The organism is Streptomyces sp. OZ13 (assembly GCF_052068155.1).
GTDB lineage: Bacteria > Actinomycetota > Actinomycetes > Streptomycetales > Streptomycetaceae > Streptomyces.
This window is the reverse complement of record NZ_JBQHCZ010000012.1, coordinates 79,303-99,344: the sequence shown is the minus strand read 5'-3', so window position 1 is coordinate 99,344 and position 20,042 is coordinate 79,303. Positions and strand designations below refer to the sequence as shown.

General features: G+C 70.2%; 19 protein-coding genes. 2 read left to right on the top strand and 17 right to left on the bottom strand.

What is annotated here, in order from left to right:
* Window position 1: 1 nt before the first annotated feature.
* Genes nuoK through ACTMTU_RS24770 form a run of 11 tightly spaced genes read right to left on the bottom strand, consistent with a single transcriptional unit; the run spans window position 2 to window position 10,806 of the window.
* Window positions 2–301: an NADH-quinone oxidoreductase subunit NuoK gene (gene nuoK / locus ACTMTU_RS24820; protein WP_069927518.1), complete on the bottom strand. Its 300-nt coding sequence runs from the start codon at window positions 299–301 to the stop codon at window positions 2–4.
* A complete protein-coding gene (locus ACTMTU_RS24815) occupies window positions 298–1,137 on the bottom strand; it encodes an NADH-quinone oxidoreductase subunit J (RefSeq protein ID WP_441265688.1) in 840 nt (279 codons plus the stop codon). The genes nuoK and ACTMTU_RS24815 overlap by 4 nt, the downstream gene beginning before the upstream one ends.
* Window positions 1,134–1,832, bottom strand: coding sequence for an NADH-quinone oxidoreductase subunit NuoI (gene nuoI, locus ACTMTU_RS24810; RefSeq protein ID WP_441265687.1), 699 nt, complete (start codon window positions 1,830–1,832; stop codon window positions 1,134–1,136). Before nuoI ends, ACTMTU_RS24815 begins: the two co-directional genes overlap by 4 nt.
* Window positions 1,786–3,147 carry an NADH-quinone oxidoreductase subunit NuoH gene (gene nuoH / locus ACTMTU_RS24805; protein WP_441265686.1) on the bottom strand — a complete coding sequence of 454 codons (1,362 nt, stop codon included), beginning with the start codon at window positions 3,145–3,147 and terminating at the stop codon, window positions 1,786–1,788. Before nuoH ends, nuoI begins: the two co-directional genes overlap by 47 nt.
* Window positions 3,144–5,630 (bottom strand): NADH-quinone oxidoreductase subunit G, encoded by a 2,487-nt coding sequence (locus tag ACTMTU_RS24800; RefSeq protein ID WP_441265685.1) that lies wholly within the window; start codon window positions 5,628–5,630, stop codon window positions 3,144–3,146. Before ACTMTU_RS24800 ends, nuoH begins: the two co-directional genes overlap by 4 nt.
* Complete coding sequence (gene nuoF / locus ACTMTU_RS24795; RefSeq protein ID WP_441265684.1) at window positions 5,627–7,003, bottom strand: NADH-quinone oxidoreductase subunit NuoF; 1,377 nt, start codon at window positions 7,001–7,003, stop codon at window positions 5,627–5,629. The genes ACTMTU_RS24800 and nuoF overlap by 4 nt, the downstream gene beginning before the upstream one ends.
* Complete coding sequence (nuoE, locus tag ACTMTU_RS24790) at window positions 7,003–7,833, bottom strand: NADH-quinone oxidoreductase subunit NuoE (RefSeq protein WP_441265683.1); 831 nt, start codon at window positions 7,831–7,833, stop codon at window positions 7,003–7,005. Before nuoE ends, nuoF begins: the two co-directional genes overlap by 1 nt.
* Complete coding sequence (locus tag ACTMTU_RS24785) at window positions 7,830–9,152, bottom strand: NADH-quinone oxidoreductase subunit D (protein WP_005313799.1); 1,323 nt, start codon at window positions 9,150–9,152, stop codon at window positions 7,830–7,832. Before ACTMTU_RS24785 ends, nuoE begins: the two co-directional genes overlap by 4 nt.
* Window positions 9,149–9,877 carry an NADH-quinone oxidoreductase subunit C gene (locus ACTMTU_RS24780; protein ID WP_441265682.1) on the bottom strand — a complete coding sequence of 243 codons (729 nt, stop codon included), beginning with the start codon at window positions 9,875–9,877 and terminating at the stop codon, window positions 9,149–9,151. Before ACTMTU_RS24780 ends, ACTMTU_RS24785 begins: the two co-directional genes overlap by 4 nt.
* Window positions 9,874–10,428 (bottom strand): NuoB/complex I 20 kDa subunit family protein, encoded by a 555-nt coding sequence (locus ACTMTU_RS24775; RefSeq protein WP_018528252.1) that lies wholly within the window; start codon window positions 10,426–10,428, stop codon window positions 9,874–9,876. The genes ACTMTU_RS24780 and ACTMTU_RS24775 overlap by 4 nt, the downstream gene beginning before the upstream one ends.
* An 18-nt stretch (window positions 10,429–10,446) precedes the next feature.
* Entirely contained in the window at window positions 10,447–10,806 is a 360-nt protein-coding gene (locus ACTMTU_RS24770; RefSeq protein WP_003974383.1) for an NADH-quinone oxidoreductase subunit A, read from the bottom strand.
* A 700-nt stretch (window positions 10,807–11,506) separates the two neighbouring features.
* On the opposite strand from ACTMTU_RS24770, the gene ACTMTU_RS24765 reads away from it, so the two are divergent.
* A complete protein-coding gene (locus ACTMTU_RS24765; protein ID WP_364586280.1) occupies window positions 11,507–12,310 on the top strand; it encodes a C40 family peptidase in 804 nt (267 codons plus the stop codon).
* A gap of 157 nt (window positions 12,311–12,467) precedes the next feature.
* Here the strand turns inward: ACTMTU_RS24765 and ACTMTU_RS24760 are convergent, their stop codons facing one another.
* From ACTMTU_RS24760 to ACTMTU_RS24745, 4 genes are all read right to left on the bottom strand, one after another.
* Window positions 12,468–12,731, bottom strand: coding sequence for a hypothetical protein (locus ACTMTU_RS24760; RefSeq protein WP_441265681.1), 264 nt, complete (start codon window positions 12,729–12,731; stop codon window positions 12,468–12,470).
* Window positions 12,721–13,566 carry a serine hydrolase domain-containing protein gene (locus ACTMTU_RS24755; protein ID WP_441265680.1) on the bottom strand — a complete coding sequence of 282 codons (846 nt, stop codon included), beginning with the start codon at window positions 13,564–13,566 and terminating at the stop codon, window positions 12,721–12,723. The genes ACTMTU_RS24760 and ACTMTU_RS24755 overlap by 11 nt, the downstream gene beginning before the upstream one ends.
* Before the next feature lie 253 nt (window positions 13,567–13,819).
* Entirely contained in the window at window positions 13,820–14,377 is a 558-nt protein-coding gene (locus ACTMTU_RS24750; protein ID WP_441265679.1) for a GNAT family N-acetyltransferase, read from the bottom strand.
* Window positions 14,374–15,660, bottom strand: a complete 1,287-nt coding sequence (locus ACTMTU_RS24745; RefSeq protein WP_189467060.1) for a geranylgeranyl reductase family protein — start codon at window positions 15,658–15,660, stop codon at window positions 14,374–14,376. Before ACTMTU_RS24745 ends, ACTMTU_RS24750 begins: the two co-directional genes overlap by 4 nt.
* Before the next feature lie 122 nt (window positions 15,661–15,782).
* Between ACTMTU_RS24745 and ACTMTU_RS24740 the strand changes: the two genes are divergently transcribed.
* On the top strand, window positions 15,783–16,313 hold the full coding sequence (locus ACTMTU_RS24740; RefSeq protein WP_441265678.1) for a GNAT family N-acetyltransferase: 531 nt from the start codon (window positions 15,783–15,785) through the stop codon (window positions 16,311–16,313).
* Between the two features lie 36 nt (window positions 16,314–16,349).
* Here ACTMTU_RS24740 and ACTMTU_RS24735 read toward each other — a convergent pair whose 3' ends face one another.
* Both ACTMTU_RS24735 and ACTMTU_RS24730 read right to left on the bottom strand, forming a co-directional pair.
* Complete coding sequence (locus ACTMTU_RS24735; protein ID WP_441265677.1) at window positions 16,350–18,962, bottom strand: zinc ribbon domain-containing protein; 2,613 nt, start codon at window positions 18,960–18,962, stop codon at window positions 16,350–16,352.
* A 143-nt stretch (window positions 18,963–19,105) separates the two neighbouring features.
* A complete protein-coding gene (locus tag ACTMTU_RS24730) occupies window positions 19,106–20,017 on the bottom strand; it encodes a glutaminase (protein WP_441265787.1) in 912 nt (303 codons plus the stop codon).
* Window positions 20,018–20,042: the final 25 nt, after the last annotated feature.

Here is a 20,042-nt window from a genome sequence, read left to right as displayed (position 1 = left end):
CTTACAGCTTCATCAGGCTGGCGTCGTCGACCGAGGCCGAGTGGCGGGAGCGGAACAGCGACACGATGATCGCGAGCCCGACCACGACCTCCGCCGCGGCGACGACCATCGTGAAGAACGCGATGATCTGGCCGTCGAGATTGCCGTGCATACGGGAGAAGGCGACGAACGCGAGGTTGCAGGCGTTGAGCATGAGCTCGACGCACATGAACACCACGATCGCGTTCCGCCGGATCAGGACACCCGCCGCGCCGATGGTGAACAGCAGGGCGGCGAGATAGAGGTAGTTGACCGGATTCACCGCTTGGCCTCCTGTCCGTCCCGGTCCCGGGAGTCCCGGTCGCGTCCGAGGCGCTCCTCGGAGCGCTGCTCCAGGGCCTTGAGGTCGTCGAGCGCCTCCGTCGAGACGTCCCGGATCTGACCGCGGTCGCGCAGCGTCCTGTTGACCGTGAGCTCGGACGGGGTACCGTCCGGCAGCAGACCGGCGATGTCCACCGCGTTGTGCCTGGCGTAGACACCGGGCGCGGGCAGCGGAGGCAGATGCTTGCCCTCGCGGACGCGCTGCTCGGAGAGTTCGCGCTGGGTCCTGGCCCGCTCGGTGCGTTCCCGGTGGGTGAGCACCATCGCGCCGACGGCCGCCGTGATCAGCAGCGCGCCGGTGATCTCGAAGGCGAAGACGTACTTGGTGAAGATGAGGGCCGCGAGGCCCTCGACGTTCCCGCCGTGCGCGGAGTTGGCGGCGCCCAGTCCGTTGAAGTTCTTCAGGGACGCGTTGCCGATGCCGGCGATCAGCAGGATGCCGAAGCCGAGGCCGCAGGCCGCGGCGAGCCAGCGCTGCCCCTTCAGCGTCTCCTTGAGCGAGTCGGCGGCCGTGACGCCGACGAGCATGACGACGAAGAGGAACAGCATCATGATCGCGCCGGTGTAGACGACGATCTGTACGACGCCCAGGAAGTACGCGCCGTTGGCCAGGTAGAACACCGCGAGGATGATCATCGTCCCGGCCAGGCACAGGGCGCTGTGCACGGCCCGCTTCATCAGGATCGTGCAGAGCGCCCCGATCACGGCGATCGTGCCGAGGACCCAGAACTGCACGGCCTCGCCGGTGGAGGTGACGGATGCGGCGAGCGTGTTCATGCGCCGATCACCTTCTTCGAGGCGGGCTCGTCCTCGCCGAAGCTCGACTCGCCCTCCTGCGGCTGATCCTTGGAGACGGGGGCCTGCTGGACCGTGCCGGGTGCGGCCTCGGTGACCAGGCCCCGGTAGTAGTCCTGTTCGTCCATGCCGGGGTAGATCGCGTGAGGCGAGTCGACCATGCCCTCTTCCAGACCGGCGAGCAGCTGCTCCTTGGTGTAGATGAGGTTCTCGCGGCTCGAGTCGGCGAGTTCGAACTCGTTCGTCATCGTCAGCGCGCGGGTCGGACAGGCCTCGATGCACAGACCGCACAGGATGCAGCGGGCGTAGTTGATCTGGTAGACGCGGCCGTACCGCTCACCCGGGGAGTAGCGCTCCTCCTCGGTGTTGTCCGCGCCCTCCACATAGATCGCGTCCGCCGGGCAGGCCCAGGCGCACAGCTCGCACCCGACGCACTTCTCCAGTCCGTCCGGATGGCGGTTGAGCTGGTGCCGGCCGTGGAAGCGCGGCGCCGTGACCTTCTGCTGCTCCGGGTACTGCTCGGTCAGCCGCTTCTTGAACATGGCCTTGAAGGTCACGCCGAAGCCGGCAACCGGATTCAGGAACGTGCTCTCGGATTCCTTGCCACCGGATTCCTTGCGCTGGGATTCCTCAGACACCGTCAGCCTCCTTTCCGTCCCGAGGACCATCACTGTCATTGGGGCCGCCACTGACGATCAGCTCACGCTCGTGCCGGGGCCGCCTGCGGGGCACCGGCGGCAACTCCTGGCCGGGCAGTGGCGGTACGGGGAACCCGCCCGCCATCGGGTCGAAGGCCGGGGGCGGCGGCGCGGCCGCTTCCTCGGCCTTCTCCTTGCGGCCGCGGAACATGTCGGCGACGAGGGAGAGCAGCAGCACCGCGATCACCGCGCCGCCGACGTACAGCACGATCTGCTGGAAGTCGTAGTTCTCGTTGCGCAGCGCGCGCACGGTCGCCACCAGCATCAGCCAGACCACGGAGACCGGGATCAGGACCTTCCAGCCGAGCTTCATCAGCTGGTCGTAGCGGACCCGGGGCAGCGTGCCCCGCAGCCAGATGAAGAAGAACAGAAGCAGCTGCACCTTGAGGACGAACCAGAGCATCGGCCACCAGCCGTGGTTCGCGCCCTCCCAGAAGGTGGAGATCGGGTACGGCGCCCGCCAGCCGCCCAGGAAGAGCGTCACGGAGACGGCGGAGACGGTGACCATGTTGACGTACTCGGCCAGCATGAACATCGCGAACTTGATGGAGCTGTACTCGGTGTTGAAGCCGCCGACCAGGTCGCCCTCGGACTCCGGCATGTCGAACGGAGCGCGGTTGGTCTCACCGACCATCGTGACGACGTAGATGATGAAGGAGACCGGCAGCAGGATGATGAACCAGCGGTCGGCCTGCGCCTCCACGATCGCCGAGGTCGACATCGACCCGGAGTAGAGGAAGACGGAGGCGAACGCCGCGCCCATCGCGATCTCGTACGAGATCATCTGCGCGCAGGAGCGCAGACCGCCGAGCAGCGGGTAGGTCGAGCCGGAGGACCAGCCGGCGAGCACGATGCCGTAGATGCCGACGGAGGCGATCGCGAGGATGTAGAGCATCGCGATCGGCAGGTCGGTCAGCTGCATCGTGGTGCGCTGGCCGAAGATCGAGACCTCGTTGCCGGACGGGCCGAAGGGGATCACGGCGATCGCCATGAACGCGGGGATCGCGGCCACGATCGGCGCCAGGACGTAGACGACCTTGTCGGCCCGCTTGACGATGACGTCTTCCTTCAGCATCAGCTTGATGCCGTCGGCGAGCGACTGGAGCATGCCCCAGGGGCCGTGCCGGTTCGGGCCGATGCGCAGCTGCATCCAGGCGACGACCTTGCGCTCCCACACGATGGAGAAGAGCACGGTCACCATCAGGAAGGCGAAGCAGAACACGGCCTTGATGAGGACGAGCCACCAGGGGTCGCGTCCGAACATCGACAGGTCTTCCAATGCCAGGACGGTCATGCCTCCACCTCCGTCGCGCCCGTCGCCGCCGCGATACGGACCAGCTCGCCGGGGCGTGCCCCGGTGTCCGTGGTGACGCCGCCGCCGACGGAGTTCATCGGCAGCCACACCACCCGGTCGGGCATCTCGCTCACCTGGAGCGGCAGCCGTACGGAGCCGGCCGGTCCGCGGACCTCCAGCTCGTCGCCGTCCTTGACGCCGGTCTCCGCCGCCGTGGCCGCCGACAGCCTGGCGACCGCGGCGTGCCGGGTGCCGGCCAGCGCCTCGTCGCCCTGCTGGAGCAGGCCCTGGTCGAGCAGGAGCCGGTGCCCGGCGAGGACCGCCTCGCCGGAGCCCGGCCTCGGCAGCGGTTCGGCGCTCTGCGCCGGCTCGGTGGCCCGGGGGCCGTCCCAGCTGCCGAGCCGGTCCAATTCGGTGCGGACGGACCTGAGGTCCGGCAGGCCGAAGGGCACGTCGAGCGTGTCGGCCAGCATGTGCAGCACCCGTGCGTCGGTCGGCGCGAGGGTCCGGGTCATCTGCTCGGGCTTGAGCGCCGCCTCGAACATCCGGGCCCTGCCCTCCCAGTTGAGGAAGGTGCCGGGCTTCTCCGCGACGGCCGCGACCGGGAGGACGACGTCCGCCCGTTCGGTGACCTCGCTGGGGCGGAGCTCCAGCGACACGAGGAACCCGACCGCGTCGAGCGCCTCTCGCGCCCGCGCCGGGTCGGGCAGGTCCGCGACCTCGACGCCCGCGACGAGCAGGGCGCCCAGTTCGCCGGTGGCCGCGGCCTCGACCATCTGGCCGGTGTCGCGGCCGTAGCGGTGCGGGAGTTCACGTACCCGCCAGACCTCCGCGGTCTCCGTACGGGCCCGCGGGTCGGTCGCCGGGCGGCCGCCCGGCAGCAGCGACGGCAGCGCGCCCGCCTCGACGGCGCCCCGCTCTCCGGCGCGGCGCGGGATCCACACCAGCTGTGCGCCGGTGGCGGCCGAGGCGCGCACGGCGGCGGTGAGACCGCCGGGCACGGCCGCGAGCCGTTCGCCGACCACGATCACCGCGCCCTCGGCGCGCAGCGCCTGTGCCGCCTTCGCGCCGGCCTCGTCGAGGCCGGTGCCCGAGGTGAGGGCGTTCAGCCACTCCGTCTCGGTGCCGGGGGCCGCGGGCAGCAGGGTCCCGCCCGCCTTCTCGAGGCCGCGGGTGGCGTGCGTGGCGAGGGAGAAGACGCGCTGTCCGTGCTTGCGGTGGGCCTTGCGCAGCCGCAGGAAGACGCCGGGGGCCTCCTCCTCCGACTCGAAGCCCGCGAGCAGCACCGCCGGGGCCTTCTCCAGCGACGAGTAGGTGACTCCGGTGCCGGACAGGTCCCTGCCCTGCCCCGCGACCCGCGCCGCGAGGAAGTCGGCCTCCTCCGCGGAGTGCGCCCGCGCACGGAAGTCGATGTCGTTGGTGTCGAGGGCGACCCGGGCGAACTTGGCGTACGCGTAGGCGTCCTCGACGGTCAGCCGGCCGCCGGTGAGGACGCCGGTACGGCCCTTGACGAGACCGCGGGCCGCGGCCTCCAGCGCCTCCGGCCAGCTCGCCGGCTCCAGCACACCCCGCTCGTTGCGGACGAGCGGCGTGGTGAGCCGGTCACGCTGCTGGGCGTAGCGGAAGCCGAAGCGGCCCTTGTCGCACAGCCACTCCTCGTTGACCTCCGGGTCCTCCGCGGCGAGGCGCCGCATGACCTTGCCGCGGCGGTGGTCGGTGCGGGTGGCGCAGCCGCCCGCACAGTGCTCGCACACGCTCGGCGAGGACACCAGGTCGAAGGGGCGGGAGCGGAAGCGGTAGGCGGCCGAGGTCAGCGCGCCCACCGGGCAGATCTGGATGGTGTTCCCGGAGAAGTACGACTCGAACGGGTCGCCCTCACCGGTGCCGACCTGCTGGAGCGCGCCGCGCTCCAGCAGCTCGATCATCGGGTCGCCCGCCACCTGGTTGGAGAAGCGGGTGCAGCGGGCGCAGAGCACGCATCGCTCACGGTCGAGCAGCACCTGCGTGGAGAGCGGTACCGGCTTCTCGAAGGTGCGCTTCTTGCCGTCGAACCGTGATTCGGCCTGGCCGTGCGAGACGGCCTGGTTCTGAAGGGGGCACTCGCCGCCCTTGTCGCAGACCGGGCAGTCCAGCGGATGGTTGATCAGCAGCAGCTCCATCACGCCCTTCTGCGCCTTCTCGGCGACGGGCGAGGTGAGCTGCGACCTGACGACCATGCCGTCGGTGCAGGTGATGGTGCAGGAGGCCATCGGCTTGCGCTGGCCCTCCACCTCGACGATGCACTGGCGGCAGGCGCCGGCCGGGTCGAGGAGCGGGTGGTCGCAGAAGCGCGGGATCTCGATGCCGAGGAGCTCGGCGGCCCGGATGACCAGCGTCCCCTTGGGGACGGAGATCTCGATGCCGTCGATGGTCAGCGTCACGAGGTCCTCGGGCGGGACCGGGGCCTCGGAGCCCCCGGAGGGGGCAGACGTCGTGACCGTCATGCGTTCACCTCCATGTGCTTGTCCGCCCAGGCCGTCGACCTGGCAGGGTCGAAGGGGCAACCGCCCTGCGTGATGTGCTGCTCGTACTCGTCGCGGAAGTACTTGAGCGAGGAGAAGATCGGCGAGGCGGCGCCGTCGCCGAGGGCGCAGAACGACTTGCCGTTGATGTTGTCGGCGATGTCGTTGAGCTTGTCGAGGTCGGACATGAGACCCTTCCCCGCCTCGATGTCGCGGAGCAACTGGACGAGCCAGTACGTCCCTTCGCGGCAGGGCGTGCACTTGCCGCAGGACTCGTGTGCGTAGAACTCGGTCCAGCGGGTGACGGCCCGCACCACGCAGGTCGTCTCGTCGAAGCACTGGAGCGCCTTGGTGCCGAGCATCGAACCGGCGGCACCCACGCCCTCGTAGTCCAGTGGTACGTCGAGGTGCTCGTCGGTGAACATCGGGGTCGACGAACCGCCGGGCGTCCAGAACTTCAGCCGGTGGCCGGGCCGCATCCCGCCGCTCATGTCGAGCAGCTGGCGCAGGGTGATGCCGAGCGGCGCCTCGTACTGGCCGGGGCTCGCGACATGACCGCTGAGCGAGTACAGCGTGAAGCCCGGTGACTTCTCGCTGCCCATGGACCTGAACCAGTCCTTGCCCTTGTGGAGGATCGCGGGAACCGACGCGATGGACTCGACGTTGTTCACCACAGTGGGGCAGGCGTACAGGCCGGCGACCGCGGGGAAGGGGGGCCGCAGCCGGGGCTGGCCGCGGCGGCCTTCCAGGGAGTCCAGCAGCGCCGTCTCCTCACCGCAGATGTAGGCGCCGGCGCCCGCGTGCACGGTGAGTTCCAGGTCGAGGCCGCTGCCGAGGATGTTCCTGCCGAGGAATCCCGCCTCGTACGCCTCGCGCACGGCCTCGTGCAGCCGCCGCAGGACGGGGACGACCTCGCCGCGCAGGTAGATGAAGGCGTGGCTGGAGCGGATCGCGTAGCAGGCGATCACGATTCCCTCGATGAGGGAGTGCGGATTGGCGAAGAGAAGGGGAATGTCCTTGCAGGTGCCGGGCTCCGACTCGTCGGCGTTGACGACGAGATAGTGCGGCTTGCCGTCGCCCTGCGGAATGAACTGCCACTTCATACCGGTGGGGAAGCCGGCGCCGCCGCGGCCGCGCAGACCGGCGTCCTTGACGTACGCGATCAGGTCGTCGGGCGACATGGCGAGCGCCTTGCGCAGGCCCTCGTAGCCGTCGTGCCTGCGGTAGGTCGCGAGCGTCCACGACTGCGGATCGTCCCAGAAGGCCGACAGGACCGGGGAGAGGAGCTTTTCAGGGCTGCTCTCTCCCCCGACCTCCGGCCGGGAGCCGCCGTCGTACTCGGTGGACAAGGTCATCACTCACCCTCCGCGACAGGTCCGGCCGGGTTGTCCGGGTCGGATGCCGAAGTCTTCTGCGGTGCGTCGTGCGAGCTGAGGTGCTCGGATCCGGCCTGCGGACGGTCCTTCGGGTACTCGCCGCGCGGGTGGACCACGCGCGCCGGAGCGGCCTCGCCCTTGGCGAGCTTGAGCCCGACGAGCGACGCGGGCCCCGCGCCGCCGCCTGCCTCGACCGCGCCGGGCCGCTGGTCGGGGAAGCCGGCCAGGATGCGGGCCGTCTCCTTGTAGGTGCACAGCGGCGCGCCACGGGTGGGGACGACCTGCTCGCCGGCGCGCAGGTCGTCGACGAGCTGCTTGGCGGACTCGGGCGTCTGGTTGTCGAAGAACTCCCAGTTGACCATCACCACGGGGGCGAAGTCGCAGGCCGCGTTGCACTCGATGTGCTCGAGGGTGATCTTGCCGTCCTCGGTCGTCTCGTTGTTGCCGACGCCGAGGTGCTCCTTCAGCTCCTCGAAGATCGCGTCGCCGCCCATCACCGCGCAGAGCGTGTTGGTGCAGACGCCGACCTGGTAGTCGCCGGACGGCCGGCGCCGGTACATCGAGTAGAAGGTGGCGACCGCGGTCACCTCGGCCGTGGTCAGGTCCAGCATCTCGGCGCAGAAGCGCATGCCGGTGCGGGAGACATGGCCCTCCTCCGACTGCACCAGGTGCAGCAGCGGCAGCAGGGCGGACCGGCTGCCGGGATAGCGGGCGATGATCTCCTTCGCGTCCGCCTCGAGCCGGGCGCGCACCTCGGCCGGATAGTCCGGGGCCGGCAGTTGCGGCATGCCCAGCGATACGTCCGTCATCGGTCGACGCCTCCCATCACGGGGTCGATGGACGCGACGGCGACGATGACGTCGGCCACCTGGCCGCCCTCGCACATGGCCGCCATGGCCTGCAGGTTGGTGAACGACGGGTCCCGGAAGTGGACCCGGAAGGGGCGGGTCCCGCCGTCGGAGACGACATGGACACCGAGTTCGCCCTTCGGTGACTCGACCGCGGCGTACGCCTGCCCGGCCGGCACCCTGAACCCCTCTGTCACCAGCTTGAAGTGGTGGATCAGGGCCTCCATCGAGGTGCCCATGATCTTCTTGATGTGGTCCAGGGAGTTGCCGAGACCGTCGGGGCCGAGTGCGAGCTGCGCGGGCCAGGCGATCTTCTTGTCGGCGACCATCACCGGGCCCGGCTCGAGCCGGTCCAGGCACTGCTCGACGATCCGCAGCGACTGCCGCATCTCCTCGAGGCGGATGAGGAAGCGGCCGTAGGAGTCGCAGGTGTCGGCGGTCGGTACGTCGAAGTCGTACGTCTCGTAGCCGCAGTACGGGTCGGTCTTGCGCAGGTCGTGGGCGAGGCCCGTCGAGCGCAGGATCGGTCCGGTCGCGCCGAGCGCCATGCAGCCGGTCAGGTCCAGGTACCCGACGTCCTGCATACGGGCCTTGAAGATCGGGTTGCCGGTGGCGAGCTTGTCGTACTCCGGCAGGTTCTTCTTCATCGTCTTCACGAACTCGCGGAGCTGGTCGACCGCGCCGGGGGGCAGGTCCTGCGCGAGTCCGCCGGGCCGGATGTACGCATGGTTCATGCGCAGGCCGGTGATCAGCTCGTAGATGTCGAGAATGAGTTCACGATCACGGAATCCGTAGATCATGATCGTGGTGGCGCCGAGCTCCATGCCTCCGGTGGCGATGCACACCAGGTGCGAGGAGAGGCGGTTGAGCTCCATCAGCAGGACGCGGATGACGGTCGCGCGGTCGGGGATCTGGTCCTCGATGCCGAGCAGCCGCTCCACGCCGAGGCAGTACGCCGTCTCGTTGAAGAACGGCGTCAGGTAGTCCATGCGCGTCACGAAGGTGGTGCCCTGCGTCCACGTCCGGTACTCGAGGTTCTTCTCGATGCCGGTGTGGAGGTAGCCGATGCCGCAGCGGGCCTCGGTGACCGTCTCGCCGTCGATCTCGAGGATAAGGCGGAGCACTCCGTGCGTGGAGGGGTGCTGCGGGCCCATGTTGACGACGATGCGCTCGTCGTCGGCCTTGGCCGCGGACCGGACGACCTCGTCCCAGTCGCCACCGGTGACCGTGTAGACGGGGCCTTCGGTGGTTTCGCGTGCGTGTGCAGACGGTGTAGTCACGAGTACGACCTCCGCTGGTCCGGAGCCGGGATCTGGGCGCCCTTGTACTCGACGGCGATGCCGCCGAGCGGATAGTCCTTGCGCTGCGGGAAGCCCTGCCAGTCGTCCGGCATCATGATCCGGGTGAGGGCGGGGTGGCCGTCGAAGACGAGCCCGAAGAAGTCGTAGGTCTCGCGCTCGTGCCAGTCGTTGGTCGGATAGACCGACACCAGTGACGGGACGTGCGGGTCGCGGTCCGGGGCGGAGACCTCGAGCCGGATCAGCCGGCCGTGGGTCAGCGAGCGCAGGTGGTAGACGGCGTGCAGCTCCCGGCCCTTGTCCTCCAGGTAGTGCACGCCGCTGACCCCGGTGCAGAGCTCGAAGCGCAGCGCCGGGTCGTCACGCAGTGTCCTCGCCACGTGCAGCAGGTGTTCGCGCGCGATGTGGAAGGTCAGTTCGCCGCGGTCGACGACGGTCTTCTCGATGGCGTTCTCGGGGACGATGCCCTGCTCCTCGAGCGCGCCCTCGAGTTCGTCGGCCACCTCGTCGAACCAGCCGCCGTAGGGGCGGGTGGCCGGCCCGGGCAGCCGTACGGAGCGGACGAGCCCTCCGTAGCCGGACGTGTCCCCTCCGTTGTTGGCGCCGAACATGCCGCGCTGGACGCGGATCTCCTCGCCGTGCTCGCCGCGCTGGCCGGGAAGGTTCTGCGCGGAGAGGTCCTTCTCGGGATTCGGCTGGTCCGTCATCGCAGCAGCCCCTTCATCTCGATCGTCGGGAGCGCCTTGAGGGCCGCCTCCTCCGCCTCCCGGGCCGCTTCCTCCGCGTTCACACCGAGCTTGGAGCTCTGGATCTTCTGGTGGAGCTTGAGGATCGCGTCCATCAGCATCTCGGGACGCGGGGGGCAACCGGGCAGATAGATGTCAACAGGGACAATATGATCAACACCCTGCACAATCGCGTAATTGTTGAACATTCCGCCCGATGATGCGCAAACGCCCATGGAGATGACCCACTTGGGGTTGGGCATCTGGTCGTAGACCTGGCGCAGGACGGGCGCCATCTTCTGGCTCACCCGGCCGGCCACGATCATCAGGTCGGCCTGGCGCGGCGATCCGCGGAAGACCTCCATGCCGAAACGCGCCAGGTCGTACCGGCCGGCGCCGGTCGTCATCATCTCGATGGCGCAGCAGGCCAGACCGAACGTCGCGGGAAAGACGGATGACTTACGCACCCAGCCCGCGGCCTGTTCGACGGTGGTCAGCAGGAAACCGCTCGGCAGCTTCTCTTCGAGTCCCATGGTGTGCCCCTCAGCCCCTCAGTCCCATTCCAGGCCGCCGCGCCGCCATACATACGCATAGGCGACGAAGACGGTGAGCACGAAGAGCAGCATCTCCACGAGCCCGAAGATCCCCAGGGCGTCGAAGGTGACGGCCCAGGGATAGAGGAAGACGATCTCGATGTCGAAAATGATGAAGAGCATCGCCGTCAGGTAGTACTTGATCGGAAAGCGTCCGCCTCCGGCGGGCGTAGGTGTGGGCTCGATGCCGCACTCGTACGCTTCGAGCTTTGCCCGGTTGTACCGCTTGGGGCCGATAAGCGTGGCCATGACCACGGAGAAGATCGCAAACCCTGCCCCGAGGGCGCCGAGCACAAGGATGGGCGCGTAAGCATTCACCCTCCCCGCTCCTTCCAGTCGTCCTTGACCGTTGGACCGCACCCGGGCGATCACTCGCCGCCTCGAAGATCGTGCCGAAGATCGTGCACATGTGAGGCAGTTCACAAGCCCGGAACCCGCATCCTATGCCTGTCGGTCTGTGATCTGCGACACGGGGTCGGGCATCGAGTTTGTGATCTCCACCACCCGACGAAGGATCATGAAGCCGGATGAGCAGTGATCTTCGTACGCGAAGCTCCCGGGTGATCACCAGACGTGACATCTGGAGCCGTTACCGCTGGTCGGAGGCGGGGTGCCCTATCAAGCAGTGACGGGTGCACGCAAATTCGAGATGGACCGCATCGGGTGATATTGGACCGCCGGGTCACTCGGCAGTGGGATCGGGCGGATCGCGGTGGACCGGAGCGCCGACCCACGGCCTCCCGAGCATGCGGACGTTGACCATTCTGTGACCTGCGCCACTCATTCAAGAGTTCAACAAAAGCGGGCTTGGCCAACGACGTAAAGGGGTGGTAAGCCCACGGCAATTCGGACCTTTTACGGAAAGCCCATGATCACAGCTGTGATCATGTGTGACCGGTTTGCCCGTTACGGCGTCAATAAGGGTCCATGCGCAGCGGATTCAGAGGTTCCGGTCGTAACTGTGGCGCAACACACGTTTCTTGAAGGGAACCGTCCCGCCCTGATAGCGGTTGTACTCATGTCCCACACCGCTCACATACCCAGCCACCGGAAGCCCCGCCGCAGCGCCTCGAAAATGGCGATACGGGCCGGAGTTGCCGGTGGCTTCCTCAGCACCATCGCGGTGGCCGGTGCTGCCGGGCCGGCGAACGCCGAGCCGGTGACCGAGACCATCGAGATGCCCTTGCTCACCGCCGACTCCCTGGCCGCGGTCGCCCAGTCCGCCGAGGCCACGCAGCAGGTCGCCCTCGACCTCGAGCTCCAGGCGCAGTTGCAGGCCCAGGAAGAGGCCGCCGCCGCCAAGGCCGCGAAGGCCGCCGAGAAGGCCAAGGCCGAGGCCGACCGCGCGGCCGAGGCCAAGGAGAAGGAAGAGGCGCGCAAGCGCGCCGAGGCCGCCGCCCAGGAGCGCGCGTCCCGCGACTCCGAGCGCACCACGCTCTCCGCCTCCGCCTCCACCGGCACCGCCACGGGCAGCGCCGCCACCGTGGTCGCCTTCCTCAAGGCGCAGCTCGGCGACGCGTACATCATGGGCGCCACCGGCCCCAACGCCTGGGACTGCTCCAGCCTGGTCCAGGCCGCGTACCGCACCGTCGGCATCGACCTGCCGCGTGTCTCCCAGGACCAGTCGCTGGCCGGCACGCAGGTCGGCACCTCCAACCTTCAGGTGGGCGACATCCTCTACTGGGGCGGCGCCGGTTCCGCGTACCACACGGGCGTCTACATCGGTGACGGCCAGTACCTGGACGCCGCGAACCCCAGCAAGGGCGTCGTCATCCAGGACCTGTCCGGGTACCCGGCGAGCGGCGCGGTTCGCGTGCTCTGACGTCCCCTCAGTGCCTGGAAGGGCCGTCGTTCCCCAAGCGGGGAGCGGCGGCCCTTCGACGGTTTCAGGGGTGCACCACGGGACGCGGCGCCGGCTTCACGGTGGGGCGCATTCCGGCGTCAAGCGGCGGTGAGCGACGAAAGGTGACGCAAAGGACTCACCTGGCGCACAGGGCCGCGTCGACCGCCCCTTGGAGGTGGCGCAGGCTCTTGCCTTCGGCCGCCCAGGTCGTGGTGCAGACGGTCACGGTGCCGCGGTCGGCCGTGGCCCGGCCGCCCCCGACCGAGTCGCCGGGCAGATCGCCGCCGTGGCCCCAGTAGACGCCACCACAGCTGAGCGGGATCGAAGCGACGCCGTAGCCGTACCGGCTGCCCGCCGGGTAGACGTCGCGGCCGCCGACATCGGTGGTGTCATGGGTCATCAGGCGCAGGGCCCGACCGGGAAGGAGCCGACCGCCGAACAGGGCGTCCCAGAAGGCGTTGAGGTCCTCGGGGGGTGGAGACGAGCCCGCCGGACGCACCGAACTCGTACCCGGGCAGCTCGGTCATGTCCACCCGGCCCGCCTCCGGACGTGCCGGGTGGATGCCGTAGTTGCGGGCGTGCGGTCCGCGCAGGTGCAGCTCGCCGGGCGCGGGCCAGTAGGTGTCGTCCAGGCGCAGCGGACGCAGAACGGTGCGCTCGATGTATGTGCGGAAATCGACCCCCGCCACTTTGTCGATCAGCATGCCGAGCACCAGGTAGTCGGTGTTGGAGTAGCCCCAGTCGGTGCCGGGCTCGAAGCCGGGCTCTTCCTTGAGCGCGAGATCGAGATGGTCCTCGGGCGTGCCGGGCGGCAGGCTCCAGTCGACGAGCGTGGTGTACTCCGGGATCCCACTGGTCTGCTTGAGCAACTGGCGTACGGTGACGGCGTGTCCGGCGAGTTGTGGCACGTAGGTGCCCGCGCGGTCGCCGAGCCGTATCCGCCCGTCCGCCACCAGGCGCATCACGGCTGCCGCGGTGAGTGCCTTGGTGTTGCTGGCCACCCGGAACCGGCCCTGCGCATCGACCATCGGCCTGCCCGACTCCAGGTCCGCGACGCCTGCGGTACGCGTCACCTTGCCGTCGTACGCGAGGGCACCCGGCACCCCGTCCCGGTCGACGAGCAGATCCAGCTGCCGCTGCACCGGATCGTGTTGCCGGGCCGCTGCCACCGGGGCGAACGCCCCGGTGAGAGTCGCGGCGAGCAGGATCGTGGCGCCGATGCGCTTGCTCAGCATGGATGTTCTCCCCCTGGTCGTGGCCCGGCCTGCCCGGGCCGATCGATCGCTCACCGACGACCTTGCCAGGCGCGGGATCAGTACACCCGCCACCCGAACAGGAGATGCGGTCACCCCCCTTGACGTGGGGTGGATTGCCGGGGGCCGCGGCCGGTCTGTGGGGAGGTCGCCGTCCCGTCACTGACGGCAAGGCCGCACCAGGCGGAGGCCGTCCGCCGCGCGCGGACCACCGGGCGGACCGACGAGCGGGTCTTCACGCAGGCGGTGGGGAGTCGTGCAGGATGCGCTGGAACATCCGGTGGTCGCGCCACCGGCCGTCGATGTGCAGATAGCGCGGTGCCATGCCGATGGGTTCGAAGCCGCACCGCTCGAGCACGCGCTGCGAACGCAGGTTGTCCACCAGTGTCGTCGCCTCGATCCGGTGCAGGCCCAGCCCGCCGGCCGCGATGCCGCACACCGCCTCCACGGCCGCCGTCGCCAGCCCCCTGCCCTGCCGGTCGGCCGTCGTCCAGTAGCCGAGGTAGGCGCTGCAGAAGGGGCCGAGGGTGATGCCGGAGAGCGTGATCGTCCCGACGACGCGCCCGTCGCCGGCGACGAGCAGCCAGGGCACCGTGCGGCCGGCCTCGTACTCACGGAGCCGTTCGGCGAGCCGGACGGCCTGCCCCTCGACCGTGAAGAAGCCTTCGTCGCGGCGCGGCTCCCAGGGAGCCAGGTGCTCCCGGTTGTCCACGTATGCCGCGCACAGCGCCTCCGCGTCGGCGGGCGTCGCCGTCCGCAGCACCGTGCCGTCGGGCAGCACCGCGGTACTCACGCCTTCGGGGCCACCTTCGACAGGCCGTTGATGATGCGGTCCATCGCGTCGCCGCCCGACGGGTCGGTCAGGTTCGCCAGCATCTTCAGGGTGAACTTCATCAGCAGCGGGTGGGTCAGACCGCGCTGCGTCGCGATCTTCATGACCTTCGGGTTGCCGATCAGCTTCACGAACGCGCGGCCGAGGGTGTAGTAGCCGCCGTAGGTGTCCTTGAGGACCTTCGGGTAGCGGTGCAGCGCCAGTTCGCGCTGGGCCGGGGTCTGCCGGGCGTGCGCCTGGACGATGACGTCGGCCGCGATCTGGCCGGACTCCATCGCGTAGGCGATGCCCTCGCCGTTGAACGGGTTGACCAGGCCGCCCGCGTCGCCGACCAGCAGCAGGCCCTTGGTGTAGTGCGGCTGGCGGTTGAACGCCATCGGCAGGGCCGCGCCGCGGATCGGGCCCGTCATGTTCTCGTCGGTGTAGCCCCAGTCCTCCGGCATGGAGGCGCACCAGGCCTTCAGGACCTCGCGCCAGTCCAGTTCCTTGAAGGACGCCGAGGTGTTCAGTACGCCGAGGCCGACGTTGGACGTGCCGTCGCCCATGCCGAAGATCCAGCCGTAGCCGGGCAGCAGCCGGTCCTCCCCCGGACCGCGCCGGTCCCACAGCTCCAGCCACGACTCGAGGTAGTCGTCGTCGTGACGCGGTGAGGTGAAGTAGGTACGGACCGCCACGCCCATCGGGCGGTCCTCGCGGCGGTGCAGGCCCATCGCGAGCGAGATCCGGGAGGAGTTGCCGTCGGCGGCGACCACCAGCGGGGCGTGGAAGGTGACCGGGGTCTTCTCCTCGCCGAGCTTGGCGTGCACGCCGGTGATCCGGCCGGTGCGGTCGTCGATGACGGGGGCGCCGACGTTGCATCGCTCGTACAGCCGCGCGCCCGCCTTCTGGGCCTGGCGGGCCAGCTGCTCGTCGAAGTCGTCGCGCTTGCGGACCAGTCCGTAGTCCGGGTACGAGGCGAGGTCGGGCCAGTCGAGCTGGAGACGCACACCGCCGCCGATGATCCGCAGGCCCTTGTTCCGCAGCCAGCCCGCCTCTTCGGAGATGTCGATCCCCATGGAGACGAGCTGCTTGGTGGCACGGGGGGTGAGGCCGTCGCCGCAGACCTTTTCGCGGGGGAAGGCGGTCTTCTCCAGCAGCAGCACGTCCAGCCCGGCCTTGGCCAGGTAGTACGCGGTGGTGGAGCCGGCCGGGCCTGCCCCGACGACGATCACATCGGCAGTGTGCTCGGTGAGGGCTTCGGTCACGGCGGCTTCTCCCGAGTATTCGATGGGGCATTCCGATATTTGCGTACCGAACGGCACAGGATCTGTGCAGTCTTGTGCAGTCTAAGGTGGCGTAGCGATCAACCGACCGAAGGGCTCCGTCTATGAGCAGCAGGCCGCTTCCCGTCATACAGCTCCGGGTGCCCACGGACGAGGACGCCGTCAGCTGGCACCGGGTCTTCGACGACCCGGAGGTCATGGAGTTCCACGGCGGAAGAGCGGCCGAGCTGTCCGTGTACGAAGAGCTGACGGCCCGGCAGCGCAGACACGACGCCGAGCACGGATTCTGCCTCTGGACGATGCTCGACGAGGACGGCGAGGTCGTCGGTTTCACCGGCGCCCAGCCCTGGCCGCACGAGGACTTCGGCCCTGTTGGCGAGATCGAGATCGGCTGGCGGCTGGCCCGTTCCGCCTGGGGCCGCGGCTACGCGACCGCCGCCGCCCGCACCACGCTGGAGCGGGTACGGGCGGCGGGGGTGGAGCGGGTCGTGGCGATGGTGAACTCCCGCAACGAGCGGTCCATCGCCGTGGCGAGGCGGCTCGGCATGGAGCTCGCGGAGACCTTCACGACCCCGGTGTCCCAGCAGAGCGGGTACTGCTTCCGGCTGGAGCTCGGCGGCCCCGGCCGCCCCTGAGCGCCGGTGGGGCGCTCAGGGGCCGCGGCGGCGGGCTCAGCCGACCTTGAACGTGCTGATGGCGGTGGAGAACACGACGTCCTCGGCCGGATCCCAGGTGTCGGCGCGCCCGGCGGCCAGGATCGCGTACTCGGTCCCGTCCGCGGCGACGAAGGCCTGGTCGATCACATGACGCCGCAGGTCGCTCTCGTCGGGCTCGGGAACGTGCGTGAACTCCCAGATCGCGCCCGGACGGCCCTGGTAGGTGTTCTCCTCCAGGCGCAGCCGTTCGTAGTCGCTCCCGGCCTTGGCCAGATGCTTCTGCTCCAGGCCGGTGAAGTTGTCGTACGAACTCATCGGCGTGTTCCTGACGATGCCGATCTGGATGTAGTCGCCGCCGGTGGGCGCCTCGTAGAAGACCTGGCTGCCGGCCTGCCGGCGTGACCATCCCTCCATCACGCCGACGGTGAACCCGGCGGGGTCGTGCTTCAGCACGAAGCCGGCCGGGAGCACCGGATCGGCGCTGGGCGACGGCCCCGTCGCGCTCGGGGAGGGAGTGGTGGCCGGCGTGGTGGACGCCGCCGGGGGCGGCGGGGTCGGCGAGGGTGACGTGGAGCCCTTCGCGTCGCCGTCGGGCGTCCCGACGATCTCGATCGACGGGTCGGCCGGGTCGTCCCCGTCCTGGAGCATCAGCACGCCCGCGGTCGCGCCGCCGCCGATGACGAACGCGGCGGTGAGGGTCGCCGTCCACACCAGGACGCGGCGCTTGCCGCCCCCGTCGGCGGCGGGCTCGTCGTACGCGCCGGGGGGCTGGGGCTGCGGCACGTACGGTGCGGGCACGTGGGCCGCTGCGCCGCCGTCCACGGCGGTGGGCGTGGGCACGGGGGCGGCCGGGCCAGGCTCGGGCGCGGGCCCAACGGGCGCCGCGGCGTGCGGCGTCGCCCCCTCGGGGGCGACGTGGTGCGGTGTCGCCTCTACAGGCCCTGCGGCGTGAGGCGTCGCCCCGGCGGGGGCGGCCGGGCCCGGCTCGGGCGCGGGCCCCGCGGGACCGGGCAGGCCGGCCGGGTCCACACCGGCGGGCCCGGCGGGGTGTGGTGCCGGGCCTGGCGCGGGACCGGACCCGTAGGGCGGCGGGGTGTGCCCCATGGGCGGCTGTCCGGGCGTGGGCCACACCGGCGGCTGCGGGGCGGGGCCCGGGCCCAGCGGCGCGGGCCCGCCGCCCGTGAGACGCAGCAGCACAGGGCCGATCAGCAGTGCTCCGCCCACCCACAGCAGCCCGAAGAGCAGCGCGTCCGGCACGCTGGGGGCCACCTCGGTCCTGCCCATGCCGCCGAAGTAGCCCAGGGCGCCCGCGAGATCCGTGGTGACGCCGCTGACGCCGGTGAACATCAGGAGCAGCGCCAGCGTGAACCCGCCTGCCAGCACCTGCTCACGGCGGTCGGCGGAGCGGCGGGCCGTCCAGAGGCCGATGGCCAGCGCGCACACGACGCCCAGCACCAGGACGCCGGCCACGGCGCCGCCGCCCCACTCGTCGGAGATCTCCCCGAGGCCGATGTTGCCGCGCTCCACAGCGGAATCGCCCCAGCCGACCCTTCCCCGGAAGCTGTACTCCACGGGAACGCCCCAGCTCAGCCCCAGCACGGCGAAGCCGATGTTGGGCAGGATCGGCAGGGCGAGCAGCAGTGCCGTGCCGTCCACGTCGTCGGTGCGTGCGTAGACCACGAAGCCGACCAGCGAGCACAGCGCGACCACCGCGCCCACCACGCCGACGGCCGTGCCCAGTGCGCGGACCGCCGACCGGGCGGCCGGACGCTGCGCGAGCACGGCCGCGAGCTGGTCCCGCTGGAGCACCCCCGCGGTCACCACCAGGGAGATCACGAGGGCGCCGAGCGCGGCGAGCACGGGCGAGGAGGAGACCTGCACACCCATGATCTCGGGCTGGGCGAACAGGCCGAGGACCAGTACCACGGCAGTCAGCAGCAGGGAGACGCGCACCGCCGCCTCCAGGCCCTCGCCGCGCCGGCGCAGCGTCCGGGCGCCCAGCCAGAGGGCGGCGATCAACAAGGCGGTCACGGTCAGCGGTACGAGTGACAGGGTCGCCGTTCCCTGCGCGAGTTCGTCCATGTCCGAGCCGTAGGAGCCGTCGGACCCGAAGCCCGAGCCGGAGCCGGAGCCGTCCGGTCCGTACGGTGACGCTCCGGCCGCCTTCAGCTCGAAGCCGCCGCCGACGCCCTGGAGCAGCAGGGCGAGGGCGATGCGGAGCCGCTCGCTCCAGCCGACGAACACCTCGTCGTCCTGGCCGTAGGTCGGAATCGCCAGCCCAATCGCCAGCACCAGCAGCAGCCCGCTCGGCCACGCGGCGGCCTTGGCGGCCGACAGCCAGTCGCCTCGCATCGCCCGTCCGAGGAAGGCGCCGACGGGCGACGGCTGTACGGGACCGGGCCCGTACAGCGGCGGTGGCGGCACGGCGGGGGCGGGCGGGGCCGCGGGTGCCGAAGGGGTCGGCGGGGCGGCGGGGGCGGACGGAGCCGGTGGGGCGGCGGGTACGGGCGGGGCCGCCGAGCCGGCCGGCGCGGACGGAACTTCGGGCAGCCGTTCCTTCCCGCATTTCATGCAGAAGCGCGCCTCGTCCGGGAACGGGGTGCCGCAGTGCGGGCAGTACGACGCCATGGGGAGACTCCGAAAGAGCAAGCGGTGACGGGGAGACGGGGACTGTGCAACACGATCCGTGAGCGGTCGTAGACAACTGACTCATCTTCACCATCGGGCGGTTCCCGTCAACTCCCCCTTCCACAAAGGAAGTGGGCGCCGCCTCAGAACACGGACAGACCCGTCAGTGTCGTGAAGCGGTCCAGCGCCGCCACGCCCGCCACCGAGTTGCCCCGCGCGTCCAGCCCCGGGCTCCACACGCACAGCGTGCACCGACCCGGCACGACCGCGACGATCCCTCCGCCCACCCCGCTCTTGCCGGGCAGCCCGACCCGGTAGGCGAAGTCCCCGGCCGCGTCGTAGGTGCCGCACGTGAGCATCACGGCGTTGATCTGCTTGGCCTCGCTGCGGGTCAGCAGGCGCGAGCCGTCGGCGCGCAGCCCGTGCCGGGCCAGGAAGCGGGCCGCCAGGGTCAGATCGGCGCAGCTCATCTCGATCGAGCACTGCCAGAAGTAGTGGTCGAGCAGAGTCGGCACGGGGTTGACGATGTTGCCGTACGAGGCCATGAAATGGGCGAGGGCGGCGTTGCGGTCGCCGTGCGCGGACTCCGACTCGGCGACCTCGGGGTCGAAGGCAAGGTCCGGGTTGCCGCTCTCCTGCCGCAGGAACTCCAGCAGTTCGCTGCTCGCGTCGCCGGTCAGGGTCTGCAGCCGGTCGGTGACGACGAGGGCCCCGGCGTTGATGAACGGGTTGCGCGGGATCCCGTTCTCGTACTCCAGTTGCACCAGCGAGTTGAAGGGGTTGCCCGAGGGTTCACGGCCGACGCGTTCCCACAGGCCCTCGTCGTCCGCTGCCAGGGCGAGCGCGAGGGTGAAGACCTTGGTGATCGACTGTACGGAGAAGGGGTGTTGCCAGTCCCCCACTCCGTACACCTTGCCGCTGACGTCGGCGATCGCCATGCCGAAGCGCCGCGGGTCGACCGAGGCGAGCGCCGGGATGTACTCGGCGGGCGTGCCGCTGCCGATCAGCGGGGCGATGTCGGCCGCGATCTGCTCCAGGACCGCCTGGTAGTCCACGGCGATCCCCTGGTGCTCCATGTCC